20 protein-coding genes, 2 tRNA genes and 1 other RNA gene are annotated in these 19,304 nt (G+C 75.9%); 13 read left to right on the forward strand and 10 right to left on the reverse strand.

Annotated features, from left to right (window positions below):
* Positions 1 to 23: 23 nt before the first annotated feature.
* The 4 genes from BLQ97_RS06315 to BLQ97_RS06330 are packed head-to-tail and all read right to left on the reverse strand — an operon-like array spanning position 24 to position 3,693.
* Positions 24 to 1,172: a branched-chain amino acid ABC transporter permease gene (locus BLQ97_RS06315; RefSeq protein WP_091365719.1), complete on the reverse strand. Its 1,149-nt coding sequence runs from the start codon at positions 1,170 to 1,172 to the stop codon at positions 24 to 26.
* Between the two features lie 5 nt (positions 1,173 to 1,177).
* On the reverse strand, positions 1,178 to 2,059 hold the full coding sequence (locus BLQ97_RS06320) for a branched-chain amino acid ABC transporter permease (RefSeq protein WP_091364364.1): 882 nt from the start codon (positions 2,057 to 2,059) through the stop codon (positions 1,178 to 1,180).
* Between the two features lie 43 nt (positions 2,060 to 2,102).
* The gene (locus BLQ97_RS06325) at positions 2,103 to 2,900 is read right to left on the reverse strand and encodes an ABC transporter ATP-binding protein (RefSeq protein ID WP_091364366.1); all 798 of its coding nucleotides are present in this window, start codon (positions 2,898 to 2,900) and stop codon (positions 2,103 to 2,105) included.
* A complete protein-coding gene (locus BLQ97_RS06330) occupies positions 2,893 to 3,693 on the reverse strand; it encodes an ABC transporter ATP-binding protein (RefSeq protein WP_175471624.1) in 801 nt (266 codons plus the stop codon). Before BLQ97_RS06330 ends, BLQ97_RS06325 begins: the two co-directional genes overlap by 8 nt.
* Before the next feature lie 231 nt (positions 3,694 to 3,924).
* Here BLQ97_RS06330 and BLQ97_RS06335 point away from each other — a divergent pair, with 231 nt between their 5' ends.
* Positions 3,925 to 5,220, forward strand: coding sequence for a PucR family transcriptional regulator (locus BLQ97_RS06335; RefSeq protein WP_091364369.1), 1,296 nt, complete (start codon positions 3,925 to 3,927; stop codon positions 5,218 to 5,220).
* Positions 5,221 to 5,298: 78 nt separating this feature from the next.
* On the opposite strand, the gene BLQ97_RS06340 is transcribed toward BLQ97_RS06335, so the two are convergent.
* The 3 genes from BLQ97_RS06340 to BLQ97_RS06350 are packed head-to-tail and all read right to left on the reverse strand — an operon-like array spanning position 5,299 to position 6,917.
* A complete protein-coding gene (locus BLQ97_RS06340; protein WP_091364371.1) occupies positions 5,299 to 5,532 on the reverse strand; it encodes a DUF2630 family protein in 234 nt (77 codons plus the stop codon).
* A gap of 36 nt (positions 5,533 to 5,568) precedes the next feature.
* On the reverse strand, positions 5,569 to 6,480 hold the full coding sequence (locus tag BLQ97_RS06345; protein WP_091365720.1) for a prephenate dehydrogenase/arogenate dehydrogenase family protein: 912 nt from the start codon (positions 6,478 to 6,480) through the stop codon (positions 5,569 to 5,571).
* Positions 6,477 to 6,917 (reverse strand): PaaI family thioesterase, encoded by a 441-nt coding sequence (locus BLQ97_RS06350; RefSeq protein WP_091364373.1) that lies wholly within the window; start codon positions 6,915 to 6,917, stop codon positions 6,477 to 6,479. The genes BLQ97_RS06345 and BLQ97_RS06350 overlap by 4 nt, the downstream gene beginning before the upstream one ends.
* Positions 6,918 to 6,960: 43 nt before the next feature.
* On the opposite strand from BLQ97_RS06350, the gene BLQ97_RS06355 reads away from it, so the two are divergent.
* The 5 genes from BLQ97_RS06355 (at position 6,961) to BLQ97_RS06375 (ending at position 9,338) form a co-directional block, all read left to right on the forward strand.
* Entirely contained in the window at positions 6,961 to 7,623 is a 663-nt protein-coding gene (locus BLQ97_RS06355; RefSeq protein ID WP_091364375.1) for an O-methyltransferase, read from the forward strand.
* A complete protein-coding gene (locus BLQ97_RS06360; RefSeq protein ID WP_091364377.1) occupies positions 7,620 to 8,126 on the forward strand; it encodes a tRNA adenosine deaminase-associated protein in 507 nt (168 codons plus the stop codon). The genes BLQ97_RS06355 and BLQ97_RS06360 overlap by 4 nt, the downstream gene beginning before the upstream one ends.
* Positions 8,123 to 8,767, forward strand: coding sequence for an HAD-IA family hydrolase (locus BLQ97_RS06365; protein WP_091364379.1), 645 nt, complete (start codon positions 8,123 to 8,125; stop codon positions 8,765 to 8,767). The genes BLQ97_RS06360 and BLQ97_RS06365 overlap by 4 nt, the downstream gene beginning before the upstream one ends.
* On the forward strand, positions 8,764 to 9,240 hold the full coding sequence (locus tag BLQ97_RS06370) for a nucleoside deaminase (RefSeq protein ID WP_245691913.1): 477 nt from the start codon (positions 8,764 to 8,766) through the stop codon (positions 9,238 to 9,240). The genes BLQ97_RS06365 and BLQ97_RS06370 overlap by 4 nt, the downstream gene beginning before the upstream one ends.
* Positions 9,241 to 9,250: 10 nt before the next feature.
* Positions 9,251 to 9,338, forward strand: a tRNA-Ser gene (locus BLQ97_RS06375).
* A gap of 58 nt (positions 9,339 to 9,396) precedes the next feature.
* Here the strand turns inward: BLQ97_RS06375 and BLQ97_RS23595 are convergent.
* Both BLQ97_RS23595 and BLQ97_RS06385 read right to left on the reverse strand, forming a co-directional pair.
* Entirely contained in the window at positions 9,397 to 11,109 is a 1,713-nt protein-coding gene (locus BLQ97_RS23595; RefSeq protein ID WP_217637080.1) for a serine/threonine-protein kinase, read from the reverse strand.
* 43 nt (positions 11,110 to 11,152) lie between these two features.
* Entirely contained in the window at positions 11,153 to 11,500 is a 348-nt protein-coding gene (locus tag BLQ97_RS06385; protein WP_091109119.1) for a hypothetical protein, read from the reverse strand.
* A 240-nt stretch (positions 11,501 to 11,740) separates the two neighbouring features.
* Here BLQ97_RS06385 and BLQ97_RS06390 point away from each other — a divergent pair.
* Positions 11,741 to 11,825 (forward strand) — tRNA-Ser (locus BLQ97_RS06390).
* A 45-nt stretch (positions 11,826 to 11,870) separates the two neighbouring features.
* Here the strand turns inward: BLQ97_RS06390 and BLQ97_RS06395 are convergent.
* Positions 11,871 to 12,845 carry a DMT family transporter gene (locus tag BLQ97_RS06395; RefSeq protein ID WP_091364380.1) on the reverse strand — a complete coding sequence of 325 codons (975 nt, stop codon included), beginning with the start codon at positions 12,843 to 12,845 and terminating at the stop codon, positions 11,871 to 11,873.
* Positions 12,846 to 13,033: 188 nt separating this feature from the next.
* On the opposite strand from BLQ97_RS06395, the gene ffs reads away from it, so the two are divergent.
* From ffs to BLQ97_RS06425, 6 genes are all read left to right on the forward strand, one after another.
* An RNA gene (ffs, locus tag BLQ97_RS06400) (signal recognition particle sRNA small type) lies at positions 13,034 to 13,129 on the forward strand.
* Positions 13,130 to 13,212: 83 nt separating this feature from the next.
* Positions 13,213 to 13,884 carry a YceI family protein gene (locus tag BLQ97_RS06405; protein ID WP_245691915.1) on the forward strand — a complete coding sequence of 224 codons (672 nt, stop codon included), beginning with the start codon at positions 13,213 to 13,215 and terminating at the stop codon, positions 13,882 to 13,884.
* Positions 13,885 to 13,940: 56 nt separating this feature from the next.
* On the forward strand, positions 13,941 to 16,289 hold the full coding sequence (locus tag BLQ97_RS06410) for a DNA polymerase III subunit gamma and tau (RefSeq protein ID WP_091364383.1): 2,349 nt from the start codon (positions 13,941 to 13,943) through the stop codon (positions 16,287 to 16,289).
* Between the two features lie 55 nt (positions 16,290 to 16,344).
* The gene (locus BLQ97_RS06415; RefSeq protein ID WP_091364385.1) at positions 16,345 to 16,719 is read left to right on the forward strand and encodes a YbaB/EbfC family nucleoid-associated protein; all 375 of its coding nucleotides are present in this window, start codon (positions 16,345 to 16,347) and stop codon (positions 16,717 to 16,719) included.
* Positions 16,720 to 16,755: 36 nt separating this feature from the next.
* A complete protein-coding gene (gene recR, locus BLQ97_RS06420) occupies positions 16,756 to 17,355 on the forward strand; it encodes a recombination mediator RecR (protein ID WP_091109124.1) in 600 nt (199 codons plus the stop codon).
* Positions 17,356 to 17,562: 207 nt separating this feature from the next.
* Positions 17,563 to 19,272 carry an ABC transporter substrate-binding protein gene (locus BLQ97_RS06425; protein ID WP_091364387.1) on the forward strand — a complete coding sequence of 570 codons (1,710 nt, stop codon included), beginning with the start codon at positions 17,563 to 17,565 and terminating at the stop codon, positions 19,270 to 19,272.
* Positions 19,273 to 19,304 lie beyond the last annotated feature (32 nt).

Raw genomic sequence — 19,304 nt, forward strand, 5'->3', positions numbered from 1 at the left:
CCGGGAGTCTGGGTGGGCGCCGGTCAGCCGCGGGCGGAGCGGCGGGCGCGGGACCGGAGCAGGGCGAGGCGGATCGAGCCGACCAGTCCTGCCGGGGCGAAGAGCATGACCACGACGAGGATCACGCCGTAGACGACGTAGCTGATCTCGGCGGCCTGGGCGGCGTCCATGTCCAGCGACTCGCCGGCGTCGCGCAGCAGCCGCGGCAGGAAGACCAGCAGCACCGAGCCGACCAGGGCGCCGAAGAGGCTGCCCAGGCCGCCGATGACGATCGCGGTCAGCAGCGACAGCGAGAGCACGATGGTGAACGCCGTCGGTGCGGTGAGCCGGACGACGAGGGCGAGCACCGCGCCGGCGAGGCCGGCCGCCGCCGCGCTGACGACGAAGGCCACCACCCGCCAGGTCCCCAGGGAGATGCCGGCCAGCTCGGCGGCGACCTCCTGGTCGCGCACCGCGCGCCAGGTCCGCCCGACCCGGCTGCGCATCAGGTTGGCCAGCAGGAAGTAGGTGATCAGCAGGCAGGCGACGCTGATGTAGGCGATCCACTTGACGCCGGAGGGGGAGCCGCCCGACAGCGTGCGGATCGCCTCGGTGAACCACTCCGGGCGGTCGGGGCTGGAGACCGTCAGCCCCTGCTCGCCGCCGAGCGTCTCCTTGAAGTAGAGCGCCAGGCCGGGCAGGCCCACGGCGAGGGCCAGCGTGGCGCCGGCCAGGTAGGGGCCGTGCAGGCGGGCCGCCGCGACGCCGACGACCGCGCCGACCAGCGAGGTGAGCGCGACGGCGGCCAGGAAGATGACGACCAGCGGCAGCGGTTCCTCGGCGTCGAGCATCAGCGCCGTGGTGTAGCCGCCGACGGCCATCAGCGCGCCGTGGCCGAGGGAGATCTGCCCGTTGAGGCCGGTGAGCACGGTGAGCCCACCGGCGGCGATGGCGTAGTAGGCCACGTAGCCGATCTGGGCGTTGAAGCCCAGGTCGGTCGACTCGAGCAGGACGACGGCGCCGACGGCGCAGAGCACCAGCACGAGCAGGTGGCGCAGCAGGGTGTTGCGCGGCAGGAACGTGCGGCCGCCGGTGGCCTGGGCCGAGGAGGCGTTGGACGCGGCCGTCGCGCTGACCGGGGCGTCGGAGGTGGCCGCGCCGGCGGCGGAGGCGGGGGTCTGCAGGTCGCTCACGGCGCTCACGCCCTCCGGGTCTGGGTCGTCGAGAAGAGCCCGCCGGGCCGGACGAGCAGCACCACCACGAGGACGACGAGCGCGGCGAGGCCGACGAGCTCGTCGCCGACGTAGCCGCGCACGTAGCTGAGCAGCAGGCCGAGCAGCAGCCCGCCGACGACGGCGCCGACCGGCGAGTCGAGGCCGCCGAGCACCGCCGCGACGAAGCCGAAGACGATCAGCGCGTCCATGTAGGTCGGGGTGACGAAGGTGACCTCGGCGGCGATGAGCATGCCGGCGAGGGAGCCGACGACGGCGGCCAGCGCCCAGCCGAGGGTGAGCATCCGGCCGACCCGGACGCCGAGCAGCCGGGCGACCTCCTGGCCGAAGGCGGAGGCGCGCATCGCCAGGCCGACGCGGGTGAACCGGAACAGTGCGGTGAGCCCGACCATGACCAGCAGCACCGCGCCGAGGGTGAACAGGGTGTTCGGGCTGAGCGCCAGGCTGTTGTCGCCGACGCGGAAGCCGATGGTGGAGAAGGGGGCGACGAAGGCCCGCTGGTTGACGCCGAAGAGCACCGAGATGAGCGCCTGGATGGCGATGAACAGACCCAGCGTGACGATGACCGCGTTGAGCTCGGGGCCGCCCTCCACCGGCCGGATCACCAGCCGCTCGACGACCGCGCCGATCACCAGGCCGGCCAGCAGCGCGACGACCAGGCCGACCCAGTAGGACTGGCCGGACTCGATGAGCGACAGCGCGATGAACGTGGTGATCGCGGCCATGGCGCCCTGCGCGAAGTTGACGATCCGGGTGGAGCGCCAGATGAGCACGAGGGCGAGCGCGAACGCCGCGTAGACCGCGCCGGTGATCACCCCGCCGAGGGTGAGGTTGACGAACTGCTGCACGGAGGGGCTGCCTTCCTGGTGGTGCTGAGGAGCGGGGTGGCGGCTAGAAGCCGAGGTAGGCGTGCCGGAGGTCCTCGTCGCCGGCCAGCCGGGCGGCGTCGTCGGTGACCACGACGCGGCCGAGGTTGAGCACGACGCCGGTGTCGGCCACCGACAGCGCGCTGCGGGCGTTCTGCTCCACCAGCAGCACCGACAGGCCCTCGGTGTCGACCAGGTGGCGGACCATCGCGAAGATCTGCGCGACGATCCGCGGCGCCAGGCCCAGCGACGGCTCGTCGAGCAGCAGCACCTTCGGCCGGGCGAGCAGCGCGCGGCCGATGACGAGCATCTGCCGCTCGCCGCCGGAGAGCGTGTGCGCGGTCTGGGTGCGCCGCTCGGCGATCCGCGGGAAGAACGAGTAGACGCGGTCGAACTCCTCCGACGGCACCTTGCCGCGGAACAGCGCGCCCACCCGCAGGTTCTCGTCGACGGTCAGCTCGGCGATGACGCCGCGGCCCTCGGGCACGTGCGCCATGCCCTTGGTGACCATCGCCTCGACCGGCGCCCGCGTGACGTCCTCGCCCCCGAGCAGCACCCGCCCGGCGGTCGGCCGGACCAGGCCGCTGATCGTGCGCAGCAGGGTCGTCTTGCCCGCGCCGTTGGCGCCGAGCACCGCGGTGATCCGGCCGTGCTCGGCGCGCAGCGTCACGTCCTGCAGCGCGCGCACCGGCCCGTAGGCGGCGCTGAGGCCCTCGACCTCGAGGACGGCGGGTGCGGTCGCCGTCCCGCCGGTCGCCGCGCCGGACGTGCCGACGGCGCCGGCGCCCGACGCGGTGCTGCCGTGTGCGCCCGTGTCAGCCACGCTGCGTCCCCCCGTCGGTGGCCGCGAGCTCCGCGGCGTCGGCCTCGGCGTCGACGGCGTCGCCGAGGTAGGCCTCGGTGACCGCCGGGTCGTTCTGCACCTGCTCCGGGGTGCCGGCGGCGATCTGCTGGCCGGAGTCGAGGACGGTGATCTGGTCGCAGACGCGCATGACCAGGTCCATGTGGTGCTCGACGAGGAGCACGCTCATCCGGCCGCTGAGGTGCTGGATGAGCTCGCCCAGCTCGCGCATCTCGTCCTCGGACAGGCCGCTGGCGGGCTCGTCGAGCAGCAGCAGCTCCGGCTCGGCGACCAGGGCGCGGGCGAGCGCGACCCGCTTCTGCACCGGATAGGGGAGGCTGCCGGGGTAGCGGCCGGCGTACTCCTCCGCGTCGAGCTCGGCGAGCGCGCCCAGCGCGCGCTCGCGCAGGCGGGCCTCGTCCTTGTCGGCGGTCGGGATCGCGAGCAGCGCGGAGAGGAAACCGGCGCGGGCGTGCTTGTGCGCGCCCACCATCACGTTCTCCAGCACCGTCAGGCCGGGGAAGAGGCCCACGCCCTGCAGGGTGCGGGCGATCCCGAGCTTGGCCAGCTGGTCGGGCCGCAGCCGGCGCAGCTCCCCGCCGCGCCAGGTGATCCGGCCCTCGGTCGGGCGGACCAGCCCGCAGGCGACGTTGAACATCGTCGTCTTGCCGGCGCCGTTGGGGCCGATGAGGCCGTGCACCTGGCCGGGCTCGACGGTCAGCGAGACGTCGGTGAGGGCCTTGACGCCGCCGAAGGCGACGCTGATCCCGGTCATCTCCAGCCGGGAGGTGGGCGGTCGGTCCTGCCTGGGCGTACTGCTGCCTGTGGTTCCGGGCGGCTGCGCCAAGGGGCCCACGTCTCCTCTGCGTCGGGGAGTCCCCGGGCCCGCGCACGGCGCGGGCCTCGGTTCGGTCACGGCTCCGTCCGTAAGAGCCTGCCGTCCGGTGAACGCCGTCACAATGGGCTGACCGCACAGTGATGGGGACCGCGTGTTGTGCTGTGTGCGATGACCAGCGGAGGTGGGCGGGTGCAGACGGCCGCGTCGGGCAGCGGGCCGGAGGCCGGGGTCGAGGAACGGCCGGACGTCCGGCGGTGGCTGGCGGGGCTGGTGCCCTCCCTGCTCGAGCGGCTCGACGCGATGACCGACCGGATGGCCGGGATCCTCGTGGAGACCGAGCCCGCCTACCGCGCGGCGCTCACCGGCGGCGACCCGCGGGTGCGGGCCACGCTGCGGCGCAACATCGAGGTGAGCATCCGGGGGCTGCTGCCCGACGTCCCGGCCACCTACCACCAGACCCACGCCGAGGGCGCCCGCGCGGTGGGCAGCCAGCGGGCGGCGCAGGGCTTCCCGCTGGAGGCGGTGCTGCGGGCCTACCGGCTGGGCGGGCAGATCACCTGGGAGGCGCTCGTCGCGCTCTCGCGCGAGGGTGACCGGCAGGACGACGCCCTGCTGCTGGAGGTCGCCGGGTCGCTGTGGCGGACCAACGACCGCGGGTGCAGCGCCGTCGCCGAGGGTTACCGGGCCGAGGAGCGCCGCCGGGCGGGCCTGGGCGAGGCCGAGCGGCAGCGGCTGCTCGACGGCCTGCTCGACGGCCGTGGCGGCGACCCCGCCTTCGTCCGGGCGGCGGGTGAGGCGCTGGCCGTCCCGCTGCGCGGCCGGCTGGTCGTGGTCGTCGCGCCGGCCCGGGACGACGGGACGCCCGCGCTGGCCGACCCCGCCGCGGCGCTGCTCAAGCGCGGGACCCGCTCGGTGTGGGGGGTGCGGGCGCAGGCGCAGGTGGGCGTCGTGACCCTGGGTGCCCGCCGGCTCCCGGAGCTGCTGGCCTGGCTGGGCGCGCTCGCCGGCGGGCCGGTCGGCGTCTCCGCGGCGGTCGAGGACGCGGCCGCCGTCGCCGGCGCCTACCGGCTGGCCGAGACCGCCGCGCGGACGCTGCCGGCCGGCGTCGCCCGCGTGGCGACCATCGACGAGCGGCTGCCCGAGGCGCTTCTCAGCGAGTCACCGGAGATCGCCGACCGGCTGGTCGGCCAGACCCTCGGCCGGCTGATCGAGCTGCCCGAGGACGAGCGGGAGGTGCTGCTGGAGACGCTGTCGGCCCTGCTGGACGCCGACGGCTCGCCCACCCGCGCCGCGGACCTCCTGTACTGCCACCGCAACACGGTCATGCACCGGCTGCGGCGGATCGAGTCGGTGACCGGCCGCAAGCTCACCGATCCGCGGTCCCGGTTGCTCTGGCAGCTGGCCCTGCTCGGCACCGGCCACCACGACGCCGGCCAGCGCCGCCCGGTCCGCGACTCCGCTTAGCAACGCGCTGGAACGGCTCCCTCGCAGGGGCCCGCGCCGAGCGGAGCGAGGCGTGGGGGGGGCGAGGGGGTCCTTCTGCTATTGGAGATAGCCCTCGACCTCGGACCTCGGGCGCACCTCGGCGCTGTCGGGGTCCTCGTCGTACTGCCGCTTGGCGTCCCGCTGGCGGACCAGGTCCCAGAGCTGGTCGCGCTCCTCCTCGACCTGCCGGAGCCGGGCGCGCTGCTCGTCGGTGTGCTCGCCGCTCTCCCGGAGCCGGTGCTCCTCCTCGACCAGCGCGTCGATGCGGCTGCGGATCTCGCTGTCGTCCATGACCGCTCCCTGCCCGCCGCGGCGGAGGCGAAACGGTCAGGGCTCGGGCACCCAGCCCTCGACGAAGGCGGCCAGCCGCCGGGTCACCGCACCGCCGGCCCGGCCCAGGGCCAGCAGCGCCGCCCGGTCCAGGGGCACGCGCACGGTCCGCCGGCCCGGGACGGCGGTGCGCACCGCGTGCCCGGCGGCGACCAGCTCGGGCCAGGGCCGTGCCAGCTGCGCGCGCACCCGGTCGAGCGCGGCGGCCGTCGGCCCGGCGTTGCCCTCGACCATCGCGGTGACGAACGCGGGGTCGCTGCCGATCACGCGGGTGCCGTCGCGGAAGCTCCCGGCCGCCAGCGCCAGGGCGAGCGGCCCGGCCTCGCCGGCGGCCGCGGCCAGGGCGGCGGCGAGCAGGTGCGGCACGTGGCTGACCGCGGCCACCGCGTCGTCGTGCGCGGCGGCGGTCACCGGCACCACCTCGGCGCCGGCGGCCAGCGCGACCTCGGCCACGCGCAGCCAGCGCGGCAGCTCGGTGCCCGGCTCCAGGCACAGCGCCCAGCGCGCCCCCTGGAACAGCGCCGGGTCGGTGGCCTCGTGGCCGGACCGCTCGGTGCCGCACATCGGGTGCCCGCCGACGAAGCGCCCGTCCAGCGCCGCGCCGACGGAGGCCAGCACCGGGCCCTTCACCGAGCCGAGGTCGGTGACCGTCGCGGCCGGGTCGACGTCGACGCCGTCGAGGGCGGTGGCCATCGCCGGCAGCGGGACGGCGAGGACGACGACGCCGGCGAGCTCCCGGGTGACCGCCACGCCGCGCGCGGCCGCCGCCTCGCGGGCCGCGGGGTCGACGTCCCACCCGCGCACCTCGCGGCCGGCGGCCACCAGCGCGGCGGCCAGCGACCCGCCGAGCTGGCCGAGACCGACGACGCCGACCGGCGGCGCGGGCACCGTCGGGACCGGCAGGCTCACGCCGTCGCCCACGGGCGGTCGGTGCGGAAGACCCGGGCCAGCGCGGTGCCCACCAGCCGGCCGTCCTCGCCGCGGGCGTCGATCCGGTAGACGGCGGTGCGGCTGCTGCGGTGCAGCTCGCTGCCCTCGGCGACCAGCCGCTCGCCGGGCCGGCCGGGGTGCAGGAACTCGGTGTGCACGTCCTGGGCCACCGCGACCGTGCCGTGGCTGTTGCTCACCGCGGCGTGCACGACGTCGAGCAGCGCCATCGTCGCGCCGCCGTGCGCGGTCCCGACCGCGTTGAGCAGGTGCGGGCCCACCGTCATCGACGCCCGGGCGTACCCGGGCCGGACCTGCTCCAGCTCGATGCCCAGGTGGACCGCCAGCGGGTCGGCCGCCAGCCGGGCGAGCAGGGCGGGGTCGACGTCGGCTCCGTCGTCCGGAGCGGGATCGGCCATGATCGGAGGCTATGCCGTCCTCCCCGCGCCCCCGGTTCCCGGCATGACGCCGCGGTCGTTCCTGCTCACCCCGGAGCTCGGCGACTACGTCCGGGCCAGCTCCGCGCCCCTCGACGAGGTGGCCACGGACCTGGTGGCCGAGACCGCCGCCCTCGCCGAGCGAGGGGAGGCGCCGGCCACCTTCCAGGTCGCCGTCGAGCAGGGCGTACTCATGCAGCTGCTCACCCGGGCGCTGGGCGTCCGCCGCGCGATCGAGATCGGCACGTTCACCGGCTTCTCCGCGCTGTGCATCGCCCGCGGCCTGCCCGCGGACGGCTCGCTGCTGTGCCTGGACCGCAGCGAGGAGTGGACCGCCGTCGCCCGCCGGTACTGGACGCGGGCCGGCGTGGCCGACCGGGTCGAGCTGCGGCTGGGAGAGGCGCTCGAGCAGCTGCGCGCGCTGCCGGTGGAACCGGTGTTCGACCTCGCCTTCGTCGACGCGGACAAGACCGGCTACCCCGCCTACGTCGACGAGCTGCACCCGCGGATGCGCCGCAACGGCGTCGTGCTGCTGGACAACACGCTGCGCAGCGGCCGGGTGCTCGACCCGCAGAGCGACGACGACCGGGCGCTGGTGGCGCTCAACGCGGCGCTGGCCACCGACCCGCGGTTCGAGACGGTGCTGCTGCCGCTGGCCGACGGCCTGACCGTGCTGCGGGTCCGGTGAGCGCCGCGGACGCGGCGGCGGCGCCGTCGAGCTGGGCGGTGCGGGTCGCCCGCCCGGACGGTCGCTGGCGGGTCGAGCTGCTGGCCGCCGACGCCGGCGACGAGCTGCCGGTCCTGGAGCGGGCGCTCGGCGAGCCCGGCCGGGGGGAGTGGCCCCCGCCGTTCGTGGTCGTCGTCGACTCGCGGCTGTACTTCGTCGTCCTGCGGCACGGCCCGGGCGGGATGGTCCGGGCGCTGATCTCCGACGCGACCATGCAGGAGTGGGTGCTGGGCGCCGAGGTGGTGGAGCGCTACGGCATCGCCGTCGACGAGGACGGCGCGTTCGACGACGACGAGACCGGCTGGCCGGGAGGGGACCTCGACGTGTTCGCCGACGACGGGCTGCCCGCCGACGAGCTGCGGCCGATCGTGACCGCCGACGACCTGTGGGCCGACGAGATGGTCGCCCGCATCGCCGTCCGGCTGGGCTTCGCCGACGAGCTGGCCGCGGCGGTGCGGTCGTGACCGCGACCGTGCGCGCCGTCGTCTTCGACCTCGGCGGCGTGATCACCGAGAGCCCGATGCTCGCCTTCGCCGCCTACGAGCGCGAGGCCGGACTGCCCGAGGGCCTGATCCGCCGGCTCAACAGCACCGACCCCGACACGAACGCCTGGGCGCGCTACGAGCGCAACGAGCTCGACGTCGAGGGGTTCGTCGACACCTTCGAGGCCGAGGCGCTGGCCGCCGGTCACCGGGTGGACGCCCGCCGCGTGCTGGCGGCCCTGGCCGGGGAGGTGCGACCGGAGATGGTCGAGGCCGTCCGCCGGCTCCGCGCCGCGGGACTGCCGCTGGGGATGGTGTCGAACAACATCGCACCGATGGAGCGCACCGGGCGGCTCGGTGAGCTGATCGGCCTGTTCGACGCGGTCGTGGAGTCCTCCGTCGAGGGCGTGCGCAAGCCCGAGCCGGAGATCTACCGGCGGACGCTGGACCGGCTGTCGGCGGCGGTGGGCCGGGAGCTGGCCTTCGCCGACTGCGCCTACCTCGACGACCTCGGCATCAACCTCAAGCCGGCGCGGGCGCTGGGCATGCACACGATCAAGGTGGCCGACCCCGCCGAGGCGCTGGCCGAGCTGACGGCGCTGGTCGGCTTCCCGCTGACGTGACCGGTCCGGCCGACGACGCCGTCGACGCGGCGATGGCCCGCGCCCTGGAGCTGGCCGCCGCGGCCCAGGAGTGGGGCGACACACCCGTCGGTGCCGTCGTCCTCGGGCCCGACGGCGGCGTGCTGGCCGAGGCGGCCAACGAGCGCGAGCGGACCGGCGACCCCACCGCGCACGCCGAGGTGCTGGCCCTGCGCGCCGCCGCCCGGGTGCACGGCGACGGCTGGCGGCTGACCGGCTGCACGCTGGTGGTGACGCTCGAGCCGTGCACGATGTGCGCCGGCGCCAGCGTCCTGGCCCGCGTGGCGCACGTCGTCTACGGCGCCGACGACCCCAAGGCCGGCGCCGCCGGGTCGCTGTGGGACGTCGTCCGCGACCGCCGGCTCAACCACCGGCCACGGGTCACCGCGGGCGTCCGCGCCGGGGAGAGCGCGACACTCCTACGCGCCTTCTTCCGCGCGAAGCGGGGCCTGTAGTCTCTCCGGCGGTGGCGTGTCCGAGCGGCCGAAGGAGCACGCCTCGAAAGCGTGTGAGGTGCAAGCCTCCGTGGGTTCAAATCCCACCGCCACCGCCAGCAGGACCGAGACGGCGGCGCCCCGCACGGGGCGCCGCCGTCGTCGTCTCCTGGCGCGTCAGGCGACGACGTCGAGGTCGATGAGCAGCCGGCCGTCGTCGCCCCGCACGAACGTCACCGCGTGCGTCTCCACCAGCCGGTCGCCAGGGGCGAGGAACTCGACGTCCGTCGTCGCCGTGATGACGTCCCCCTGCTCGACGACGTCGCGGACGTCGAGCAGGTTGATGTCCGACCAGCGGCTGAAGAAGTCCTCGTAGTAGCCGTAGCTGGCCCGTGACTGCAGGGTCGGGCCGGTGAGGTCGTAGGCCGCGGCGGTGTCGCCGGGCAGCAGCGCGTAGTACTGCTCGAGCGTCTGCTGCGCCTCCGTCGCCGGGTCGGCGGCCGCGGGAGCGGTCGTCGCGGCCGGCGGTGCGGACGCCGACGTGGTCTCCGGCGCCGGCTCCGCGGTCGTCTCCTCCGCCGACGGCTGCGGGGTCTCGGGCGTGGGGGTCCCGGTGGCGGCGCCGTCGGTCCCCGAGGGGGCGGCGGACGAGGAGGTCCCCGCGCCGGCCTGCGGGTCGGCGCCGCCGTCGCGCAGGCCGGCCCACAGCAGCCCGCCGCCGACGGCGAGCACCACCAGGGCGAGCAGCGCCACCAGCAGCGGGCGGCGGCGGCGCGGACGGGCCCCCACCAGCGGGCCGGGGTGCTCCGCGGGCGGGCCGGCGGCCGGCGCCGGCTCCCCGGCGGGCAGGTCGGTGCGGGTGTCGCCCCGCTGCGCCGCCCCGGCCTCGGTCGGCGGGTCGGGCTCGGCCACCGGCACCGGAGCCGGCACCCCGGCCGGCGTGGGCGGGGACACCGGCGGCAGGGGGGCGGCGCCGCCGGACCGCTCGCCGTCCGGGGTGCCCGGCCGCAGGTCCGTGCGCGCCAGCAGCACCGTCGTCGTGTCGCCGTCGCGGCCGGCGGCGAGCTTGGCCAGCTCGTCGCGCACCTGGGTCATGTCCGGCCGGTCCGCCGGCTCGGTGGCGAGCATGCGGGCGAGCACGCGGGTCAGCGACCCCGCGCGCCGCGGCGGCCGGACCTCCCCGCCGGCCACCTTGTGCAGCAGGCGCAGCGCGTTGTCGTCCATGCCGAACGGCGGCTGGCCCTCCAGGCAGGTGTAGAGCGTCGCGCCGAGCGAGAAGACGTCGCTGGCCGCCGTCATCTCCACGCCCTGGGCCACCTCGGGGGCCAGGAAGGCCGGGGTCCCGGTGATCTGGCCGGTCTGGGTCAGCGTGACGTCGCCCGCCGCGTGCGAGATGCCGAAGTCGGTGATCTTCACCAGGCCCTCGACGCGCGGGCCCTCCCCGATGAGCACGTTGCCCGGCTTGACGTCGCGGTGCACGATCCCGGCCGCGTGCACGGCGGCCAGCGCGTCGGCCAGCTGGGCGCCGATCTGGGCCACCTGGTCGTGCCGCAGCGTGCCCTCCTGGGTGAGCACCGCGGACAGACTGCGCGAGGGCAGGTACTCCATCACCAGGTACGGGATGCCGTCCTCGAGGACGACGTCGTACACGGTGACGGCGTGCGGGTGGCTGAGCCGGGCGGCGATGCGGCCCTCGCGCAGGGCGCGCTGCCGCTGCTCGTCGCCCAGGTATGGACTGGTGCCGGCCGGGAGGCGGATCTGCTTGACGGCGACCTGCCGGCCCAGCAGCTCGTCGCGCCCGAGCCAGACCGAGCCCTGACCGCCGCCGCCGATCTGCGTGAGCAGCCGGTAGCGGGCCGCGACGAGGCGGCCCGGCGCAGTGGTGGTCACCGGAGGCCCTTACCCCCGGGTGTGGCGTGGTCGAACCTGCAGGTCAGACCGAACTCGGGACGCCGTAGCGGCGGGCGTACTCCTCCTGTGCACCCGACGGCAGCGCGTCGTACAGCTCGCCCAGCTCGGCGACCGCGTCGGGCGCCAGGTCGTCGAAGAGCCGCTCCCAGGTGGGCGGCTCGTCGTAGCTGCGGGTGAGCAGCAGCTCCCAGGCCTGCGCCTGCCGGTCGCGCTTGCTGCGCTCGGCGACGAACTCCGACAGGTAGCGGTCCTTGGCGGCCGCCTTCTCCTCGCGGGTCGCCGAGGGCGGCAGCCCCGCGGGGTCGGCGCCGTGCAGGACGGCCACGATGGCCGCCACGACCTCCGGTCTGACCTGCCCCGGATCGCTCATCCGCCCTGCCTCCTCGTCGCCCCGCGACAGCTGTTCGTGTCGTCGTTCGTGTCGTCGCCTCGGTGAGGCGTGCGGTGTGGACGCCCTCGCTGACGTCCGACGGGACGGCGCGGGGTCGTCGCACGCTCCCGTGAGGGGTCCAGCCTGCCCCGTGCCGCGCCCGCGGACCACCCGGGGCGGCGCGCGGCCTGCGCCGGGGACCGGGACGGCCAGGGCGGTCCGCTACCATCGGCGGGCACGGGAGGATTCGCCTAGTGGCCTATGGCGCTCGCTTGGAAAGCGGGTTGGGGGCAACCCCTCGGGAGTTCGAATCTCCCATCCTCCGCACGTCGGCGACGGGCCCCGGCAGGCAGCCGGGGCCCGTCGCCGTTCAGGCCCCCGCCGCCGCGACCGCCCGGGCGCGGCGGCCCAGCTCGCGCAGGTAGAGCCCCGCGACGGCGGCCAGCAGGAGCGCCCCTCCGGCGGCGGCGGCCGGCGCCAGCCGCTCGCCGAGGAACGCCGTGGCCAGGACGGTCGCCGTCAGCGGCTCGAGCAGCGTGACGATCGACACCACCGCGCCCGGCAGGCTGCGCACCCCGGTGAAGAACAGGCCGTAGGCCAGGGCGCTGGGCACCAGCCCGAGGTAGAGCAGCACGGCCAGCGCCACCGGGTCGGACGGGACGGTCAGGCCGTGCGCGAAGGCGACGGGCGTGAGCAGCAGCGCGCCGAGCACGAACCCGACGAGGGTGACCGGGGTGCCGGCCGGCACCCCGCCCCCGGCCAGCGTGACGACGGCGTAGCCCAGTGCCGAGCCGGTGGCCGTCAGCGCCCCGAGCAGCACCGTCGTCCCGGTGTCGGCGCCGGCGGAGACGCCGACGAGCAGGCCGAGCCCGACGAGGGCGACGCCGAGGGCGAGCAGCGTCGCGCGGCTCGGCCGGCCGTGCCCGAGCAGCGTGCCGCCGACGGCGACGAGCAGCGGCGCCACGCCGAGCGCGACCAGCGTGGCGATGCTCACGCCGGCCAGCGCGACCGCGGAGAAGAAGGCGAGCTGGTAGGCGGCCAGCCCGGCACCGATGAGGACCAGGCGGACGGCGAGCGGGCGGGTCACCCGGACGGCGGGACCGCGGCGCCGGGCGGTGACCGCCCAGGCCGCCGACAGCGCCACCGCGCCGACGGCCAGGCGGTACCAGGCGGTGTCGAGGGCGGTCAGGCCGCTGCGGTCGGCCAGCACGCGGCCGCACAGGCCGGAGGTGCCCCAGCAGAGGGCGGCGAGGACGACGAGCAGGAATCCGCGGTTCCCCGACGAGGGTCCGCGGTTCGCCGCGGCGGACCCGCGGCGGACCGCGGGGGAGGAGGGGGTGGACATGACGCTCCTGGGCGCTGGTTCCGGACGGGGAGGCGGTCCGGAGCACGGCGCAGCAGCGGCCGGCGCGAGGGTCGGCCGCGGGTCTCAGCCCGCGGTGCTCCGGGTCAGGAGCGGGGCGGGGGCAGGACGAGGGCGCGCCGGGGCGACATGGGGCGGAGCCTACCGGCCGGCGTCCTCTACAGTGGTGTGCAGACCCCTCGTGTGGCGTCACCCTGTGAACCTCCCCAGGGCCGGAAGGCAGCAAGGATAAGCGGGCTCTGGCGGGTGCGCGGGGGGTCCCTTCTTTCTCCCCCGATCGGCCGGTCGGCGTTCCCTCCACTCCGGCGGCACGGCACCCTGTGCTTGAAGCGTCAAGGAGAGGAGCCCCGTGGCCCGTCGTCGTCACGTGTGGTGGGTCGTCGGGGGCGTCGCCGCGCTGGTCGTGCTCGGCCTGGGCCTCGGCCCGCTGGTCTACGCCGCGTCCCAGGAGGACGCCGCGGCCGCCCCGACCGTGCAGGCCCAGCCCTCCGGCGTCGAGCTGGCCCCCGACACCGACGGCACCTGGACCGTCGGCCCCGGCTCGTCGGCCGGCTACCGCGTCGACGAGGTGCTCAACGGTGCGGACGTCACCGTGGCCGGCACGACCGACCGGGTGACCGGCTCGGTCGTCGTCGAGGGCGGGGACCTGGCCACCGCCGAGGTCGTCGTCGACGTCGCGAGCACCCGCACCGACGTCGGTCAGCGGGACGCCTACTTCCGCGACGACGTCATGGAGGTCGGCACCTGGCCCACCGGGACGTTCGCCGTCCAGGGCCCGGTGGACCTCCCCGAGCTGACCGGCACGCCGGTGACCGTCCCGGTCGCCGGCCAGCTCACCCTGCGCGACACCACGCGGCCGGTGCGGGCCGACCTGTCCGTCGTCCGCACGGCCGAGGGCGTCGAGGTCTCCGGCGCCGTCCCCGTCGTCTTCGGCGACTTCGGCATCACCCCGCCGGACCTCGGCTTCGTCCGGGTCGAGGACACCGGCCAGGTCGAGTTCCTGCTCCGGCTGGCGCAGTGACGCGTCCGGCGTCCGGGTGCTCCCGGCTCGTCGGCCCCGGCACGTAACCTCGCCGCGTGGCTCTGGCGCTCTACCGGAAGTACCGCCCGGCGACCTTCGCCGAGGTGGTCGGCCAGGAGCACGTGACCACCCCGCTGGTCAACGCCGTCGACGGCGGGCGGATCAACCACGCCTACCTGTTCAGCGGCCCGCGCGGCTGCGGCAAGACGTCCTCGGCGCGCATCCTCGCCCGCTCGCTCAACTGCGAGCAGGGGCCCACGTCGACCCCGTGCGGGGTGTGCGCGTCCTGCGTCGCGCTCGCGCCCGACGGCCCCGGGTCGCTCGACGTCATCGAGATCGACGCGGCCAGCCACGGCGGCGTGGACGACGCCCGCGACCTGCGCGAGCGGGCGTTCTTCGCCCCGGTGAGCAGCCGCTACAAGGTCTACATCGTCGACGAGGCGCACATGGTCACCACGCAGGGCTTCAACGCCCTGCTCAAGGTGGTCGAGGAGCCGCCGGAGTTCCTGGTGTTCGTCTTCGCGACGACGGAGCCGGACAAGGTGCTCCCCACCATCCGCTCGCGCACCCACCACTACCCGTTCCGGCTGGTCCCGCCGACGACGCTGCGCGGGCTGCTGGAGCGGACGTGCGCCGCCGAGGGCGTGCAGGTCGAGCCCACGGTGTTCCCGCTGGTGGTGCGGGCCGGCGGCGGGTCGGTGCGCGACTCGCTGTCGATCCTCGACCAGCTGCTGGCCGGCGCCGGACCCGAGGGCGTCACCTACGCCAGCGCGGTGGGCCTGCTCGGCGTCACCGACGACGCGCTGCTCGACGAGGCCATCGACGCGCTCGCCGCCTCCGACGCGCCGGGCGTCTTCCGCGCCGTCGACCGGGTGGTGGAGGCCGGGCACGACCCCCGCCGGTTCGCCACGGACCTGCTCGACCGGCTGCGCGACCTCATCGTGCTCGACGCGGTCCCCGACGCCGGCGGCAACGGCCTGCTCGACTGCCCGCCCGACCGGCTGGACCTCATGAGCCAGCAGGCCCGCGCGCTGGGCTCGGCGACGCTGTCGCGGATGGCCGACACCGTGCACGAGGGGCTGACCGAGATGCGCGGGACGACCGCGCCGCGGCTGCTGCTCGAGCTGGTCTGCGCGCGGATGCTGCTGCCGGCCACCGACGACTCGGCCGCCGCGACGCTGCAGCGCCTCGAGCGCCTGGAGCGGCGGCTGTCGATCGCCGGTGGCGGCGGTGCGGTCGCCGACGTCCCGGCGGACGTCCCGCCGGCCCGCGAGCCGGCCCGCGAGCCGGCCCGCCCGGCCCCGGCCTCGGCCTCGGCCCGGGAGGAGCCCGCCCCGGCCGAGCGCGGTGGCCCGTCCCGGCGGGAGTACGTGCGCCCGTCGCAGCGCACGCAGCCGGCCGCGCCGGCCGCGCAGTCCGCACCGCAGCCCCCACCTCGGCCTGCCGCGCCGCCCCCGCCCGCCGCAACCCCGGCCCCGGCGCCTGCCCCGGCCGCGGCGGCCAGCGGCGACTGGCCGGAGACGACGGCGCCCGGCTCCGGCGCGTCCCGCCCGGCGGCACCGGCCCCTGCCGCGGACGACGACTGGCCCGAGACGACCCCACCGGGATCGGGCACCGGCCTGCCCGCGACGCCACCGGCGGCGGCGCCCGCACCGGCAGCCGCGCCGGCCGCCCGTCCCGGCGTGCGGGTGGCCACCGGAGAGCCGGACATCCCGCTGCCACCCGAGCCCACCGACGACGAGGACTGGCCGCACGCCGCGCAGCCGGCCGCCGCCCGCGCCGCCGCCGAGCGGGTGGCGCAGCCGCGCCCGCCGGCGTCGCCGCCCCGCGCGGCGGCCGAGTCCACGCCCGCGCCGCGCGGCGGGGAGCCCACGCCGGTGGTGTCGGCCAACCCGGAGGGCGCCGCCGCGGGCGGGGCGGCCGGGGGTGACGGTGCGCTGACCACCGGCGACGTGCGCCGGGTGTGGCCCGAGCTGCTCGCCGTCGTCAAGCGGCACAAGCGCACCACCGAGGCGCTGCTGAAGAACGCGCAGGTGCACGAGCTGCGCGCCGGCGTGCTGACGCTGTCCACGTCCTCACCCGCGCTGGCCCGCCGGATCGGCGACGACCTGAACAAGGACGTGCTCCGCGAGGCGCTCAACGAGCTGCTCGGGGTGCGGTGGAAGGTCGAGGCGGTCGTCGAGGGCGCCGCGGGCAGCGGCGGCCGCGGGGGTGCCGTGACGCCGGAGGTGGCCCGCGAGGCCGCCCGCGCCGCCGAGGCCGCCGAGGCGCGGGAGCTGCTCGCCGAGCGGGCCGCGGAGGCCTCCGCCGACGGCGACCGGGAGCACGTGCCGGCGGTCGATCCCGAGCAGGCCGCGCTGGCGCTGCTGCGGTCCCAGCTCGGCGCCCGCCCGGTCGACTCCTGACCCGCCACCGGGTCGCCGTCCCCCGGATGTCGGTCGCGCGGCCTACGCTCGACGCATGTTCCCCGGTGGTGGCCAGCCCGACCTGCAGGCGATCCTCCAGCAGGCCCAGCAGATGCAGCAGGCGCTGGCCGCCGCGCAGGAGCAGCTGGCCGCCGAGGAGGTCACCGGCTCGGCCGGCGGTGGGCTGGTCACCGCCACGATGACCGGCGACGGCGAGCTGACCGCCGTCACCATCGCCCCGGCCGCCGTCGACCCCGACGACCTCGAGACGCTGCAGGACCTGGTCGTCGCGGCCGTCCGGGACGCCTCCCGGCTGGCCGGCGAGCTGACCGCCGACCGCATGGGCCCGCTGGCCGGCGGCCTGGGCGGGGGCCTGCCCGGTGGCGGCCTCCCCGGCGCCGGCGGCGTCCCCGGGCTCCCCGGCGCCTGACCGGCGCCCGCCCACCCCACTTCCCCGAGGAGCACCGTGTACGAGGGGGCCGTCCAGGACCTCATCGACGAGCTCGGCCGCCTGCCCGGCGTCGGGCCGAAGAGCGCGCAGCGCATCGCCTTCCACCTGCTGGCCGCCGAGTCCGCCGACGTCGGCCGGCTCGTCGCCGCCCTGCAGCGCGTGCAGGCCGAGGTCCGCTTCTGCGTGACCTGCTACAACGTCGCCGAGGCCGAGCAGTGCCGGATCTGCCGCGACCCGCGCCGCTCCGACGACGTCATCTGCGTGGTCGAGGAGCCCAAGGACGTCGTCGCGATCGAGCGCACCCGCGAGTTCCGCGGCCGCTACCACGTGCTCGGCGGCGCGATCAGCCCGATCGAGGGCGTCGGCCCCGACGACCTGCGGGTCAAGGAGCTCATGACCCGGCTCATGGACGGCTCGGTCACCGAGCTGATCATCGCGACCGACCCCAACCTCGAGGGGGAGGCGACGGCGGCCTACCTCGCGCGGCTGGTCGGCCCGCTCGGGCTGGCGGTGTCCCGGCTGGCCAGCGGCCTGCCCGTGGGCGGCGACCTGGAGTACGCCGACGAGATCACGCTGGGTCGCGCGTTCGAGGGCCGCCGCCGCATCGACGCCTAGGGGCGCCCGTCGGACCGGCCCGCTCCCGCGCAGGTCGGGGGCGGTGTCGACAAGGTCACAGGATGGTGTCGATGGGCCGCCGCGGCTCACGACCGTCCGCCCGGCGCACCTAGGGTCCGACGCACGTCCGCGTGGCCTGATGCCGCGCGGCCGCCCTAGTCGCAGACACCCGGCCCAGCGTGGGGTCGAGAAGGCAGGTCTCCCGCGATGCAGCGTCGACCACAGCGTGTGCTGGCCGCCTCGGCGGCGGCACTCACCGCCGTCACCCTGGCCGCCTGTGCCTCGAGTGACCGGGACTCCGGTTCCGGCGAGGGAGGAGGCGAGGAGGCGCAGTCCGGGGGCACCCTCGTCTTCGGCGCGGCCGGCGACCCGGCCATGTTCGACCCGGCCTTCGGCAGCGACGGCGAGACCTTCCGCGTCGCCCGCCAGATCCACGAGGGCCTGCTCGGCAACGAGCTCGGCGGCACCGAGCCGGTGCCCGAGCTGGCCGAGGACTACGAGGTCAGCGAGGACGGCCTGGAGTACACCTTCGCCCTCCGCGAGGGCGTCAAGTTCCACGACGGCACCGACTTCAACGCCGAGGCCGTCTGCTTCAACTTCGACCGCTGGTACAACTTCGAGGGTCTGGCCCAGAGCCCGAGCGCGTCGTACTACTACCAGGCGGTCTTCGGCGGCTTCGCCAGCACGCCGGACACCCCGAGCATCTACGAGAGCTGCGAGGCCAGCGACGAGAACACCGCGGTGATCCGGCTGACCCAGGTCACCTCGAAGTTCCCGGCCGCGCTCGCGCTGCCCGCGTTCTCCATCCAGAGCCCCACGGCCCTGCAGGAGTACGACGCCGACAACCTGTCGGGCAGCGAGGACGCGCTCAGCTACTCCGAGTACGCCCTGGAGCACCCGACCGGCACCGGTCCGTTCAAGTTCGAGAGCTGGGACCGCGGCAACGGCGAGGTCACCATCGTCCGCAACGAGGACTACTGGGGTGACCCGGCGCTGCTCGACGAGATCATCTTCCGGACGATCTCCGACCAGAACACCCGCCGGCAGGAGCTGCAGGCCGGCTCGATCGACGGCTACGACTTCGTGGCCCCGGCCGACTACCAGACGCTGGAGGACGAGGGCCTGCAGGTCCTCGTGCGCGACCCGTTCAACATCCTCTACCTGGGCTTCAACGGCGGGAACGTCCCCGGCACGAACGCCAACCCCGCGCTGCAGGACCCGCGGGTGCGCCAGGCGATCGCGCACGCCATCGACCGCGAGACGATCGTGAACTCGCTGCTGCCCGAGGGGGCCGAGGTCGCCACGCAGTTCATGCCGCCGACCGTCGACGGGTGGGCCGACGACGTCACCACCTACGACTACGACCCCGAGCGCGCCCGGCAGCTGCTGCAGGAGGCCGGCGCCGAGGGGACGACGCTGCGGTTCTTCTACCCGACCGAGGTCAGCCGGCCCTACCTGCCGGACCCGGCGGCGCTGTTCCAGGTGATCAACCAGAACCTCGTCGACGCCGGCTTCACCGTCGAGCCGACCGCGCTGCCGTGGAACCCGGACTACCTCAACGCCGTCCAGGCGGGCCAGGCCGACATCCACCTGCTCGGGTGGACCGGTGACTACAACGACGCCTACAACTTCATCGGCACGTTCTTCGCCGAGGCGTCGAACGGTCAGGCGTCGGCCGAGTTCGGGGCGTTCAGCAACCCGGAGATCTTCGCAGCTCTCGCCGAGGCCGACGCCGAGCCCGACCCGGGTGCCCGCACCGAGCAGTACCAGGAGGCCAACCGGCTGATCATGGACTACCTGCCCGGTGTCCCGATCTCGCACTCCCCGCCGGCGCTCGTGGTGGCCGAGAACGTCCAGGGTCTGGAGCCGAGCCCGCTGACCGCCGAGGTCTTCTCGACGGTCTCCCTCAGCGACTAGCCCCCGGTGACCGGCCGCGCCGGGGCAGGAGA

Source organism: Geodermatophilus telluris, from assembly GCF_900102745.1.
GTDB lineage: Bacteria > Actinomycetota > Actinomycetes > Mycobacteriales > Geodermatophilaceae > Geodermatophilus > Geodermatophilus telluris.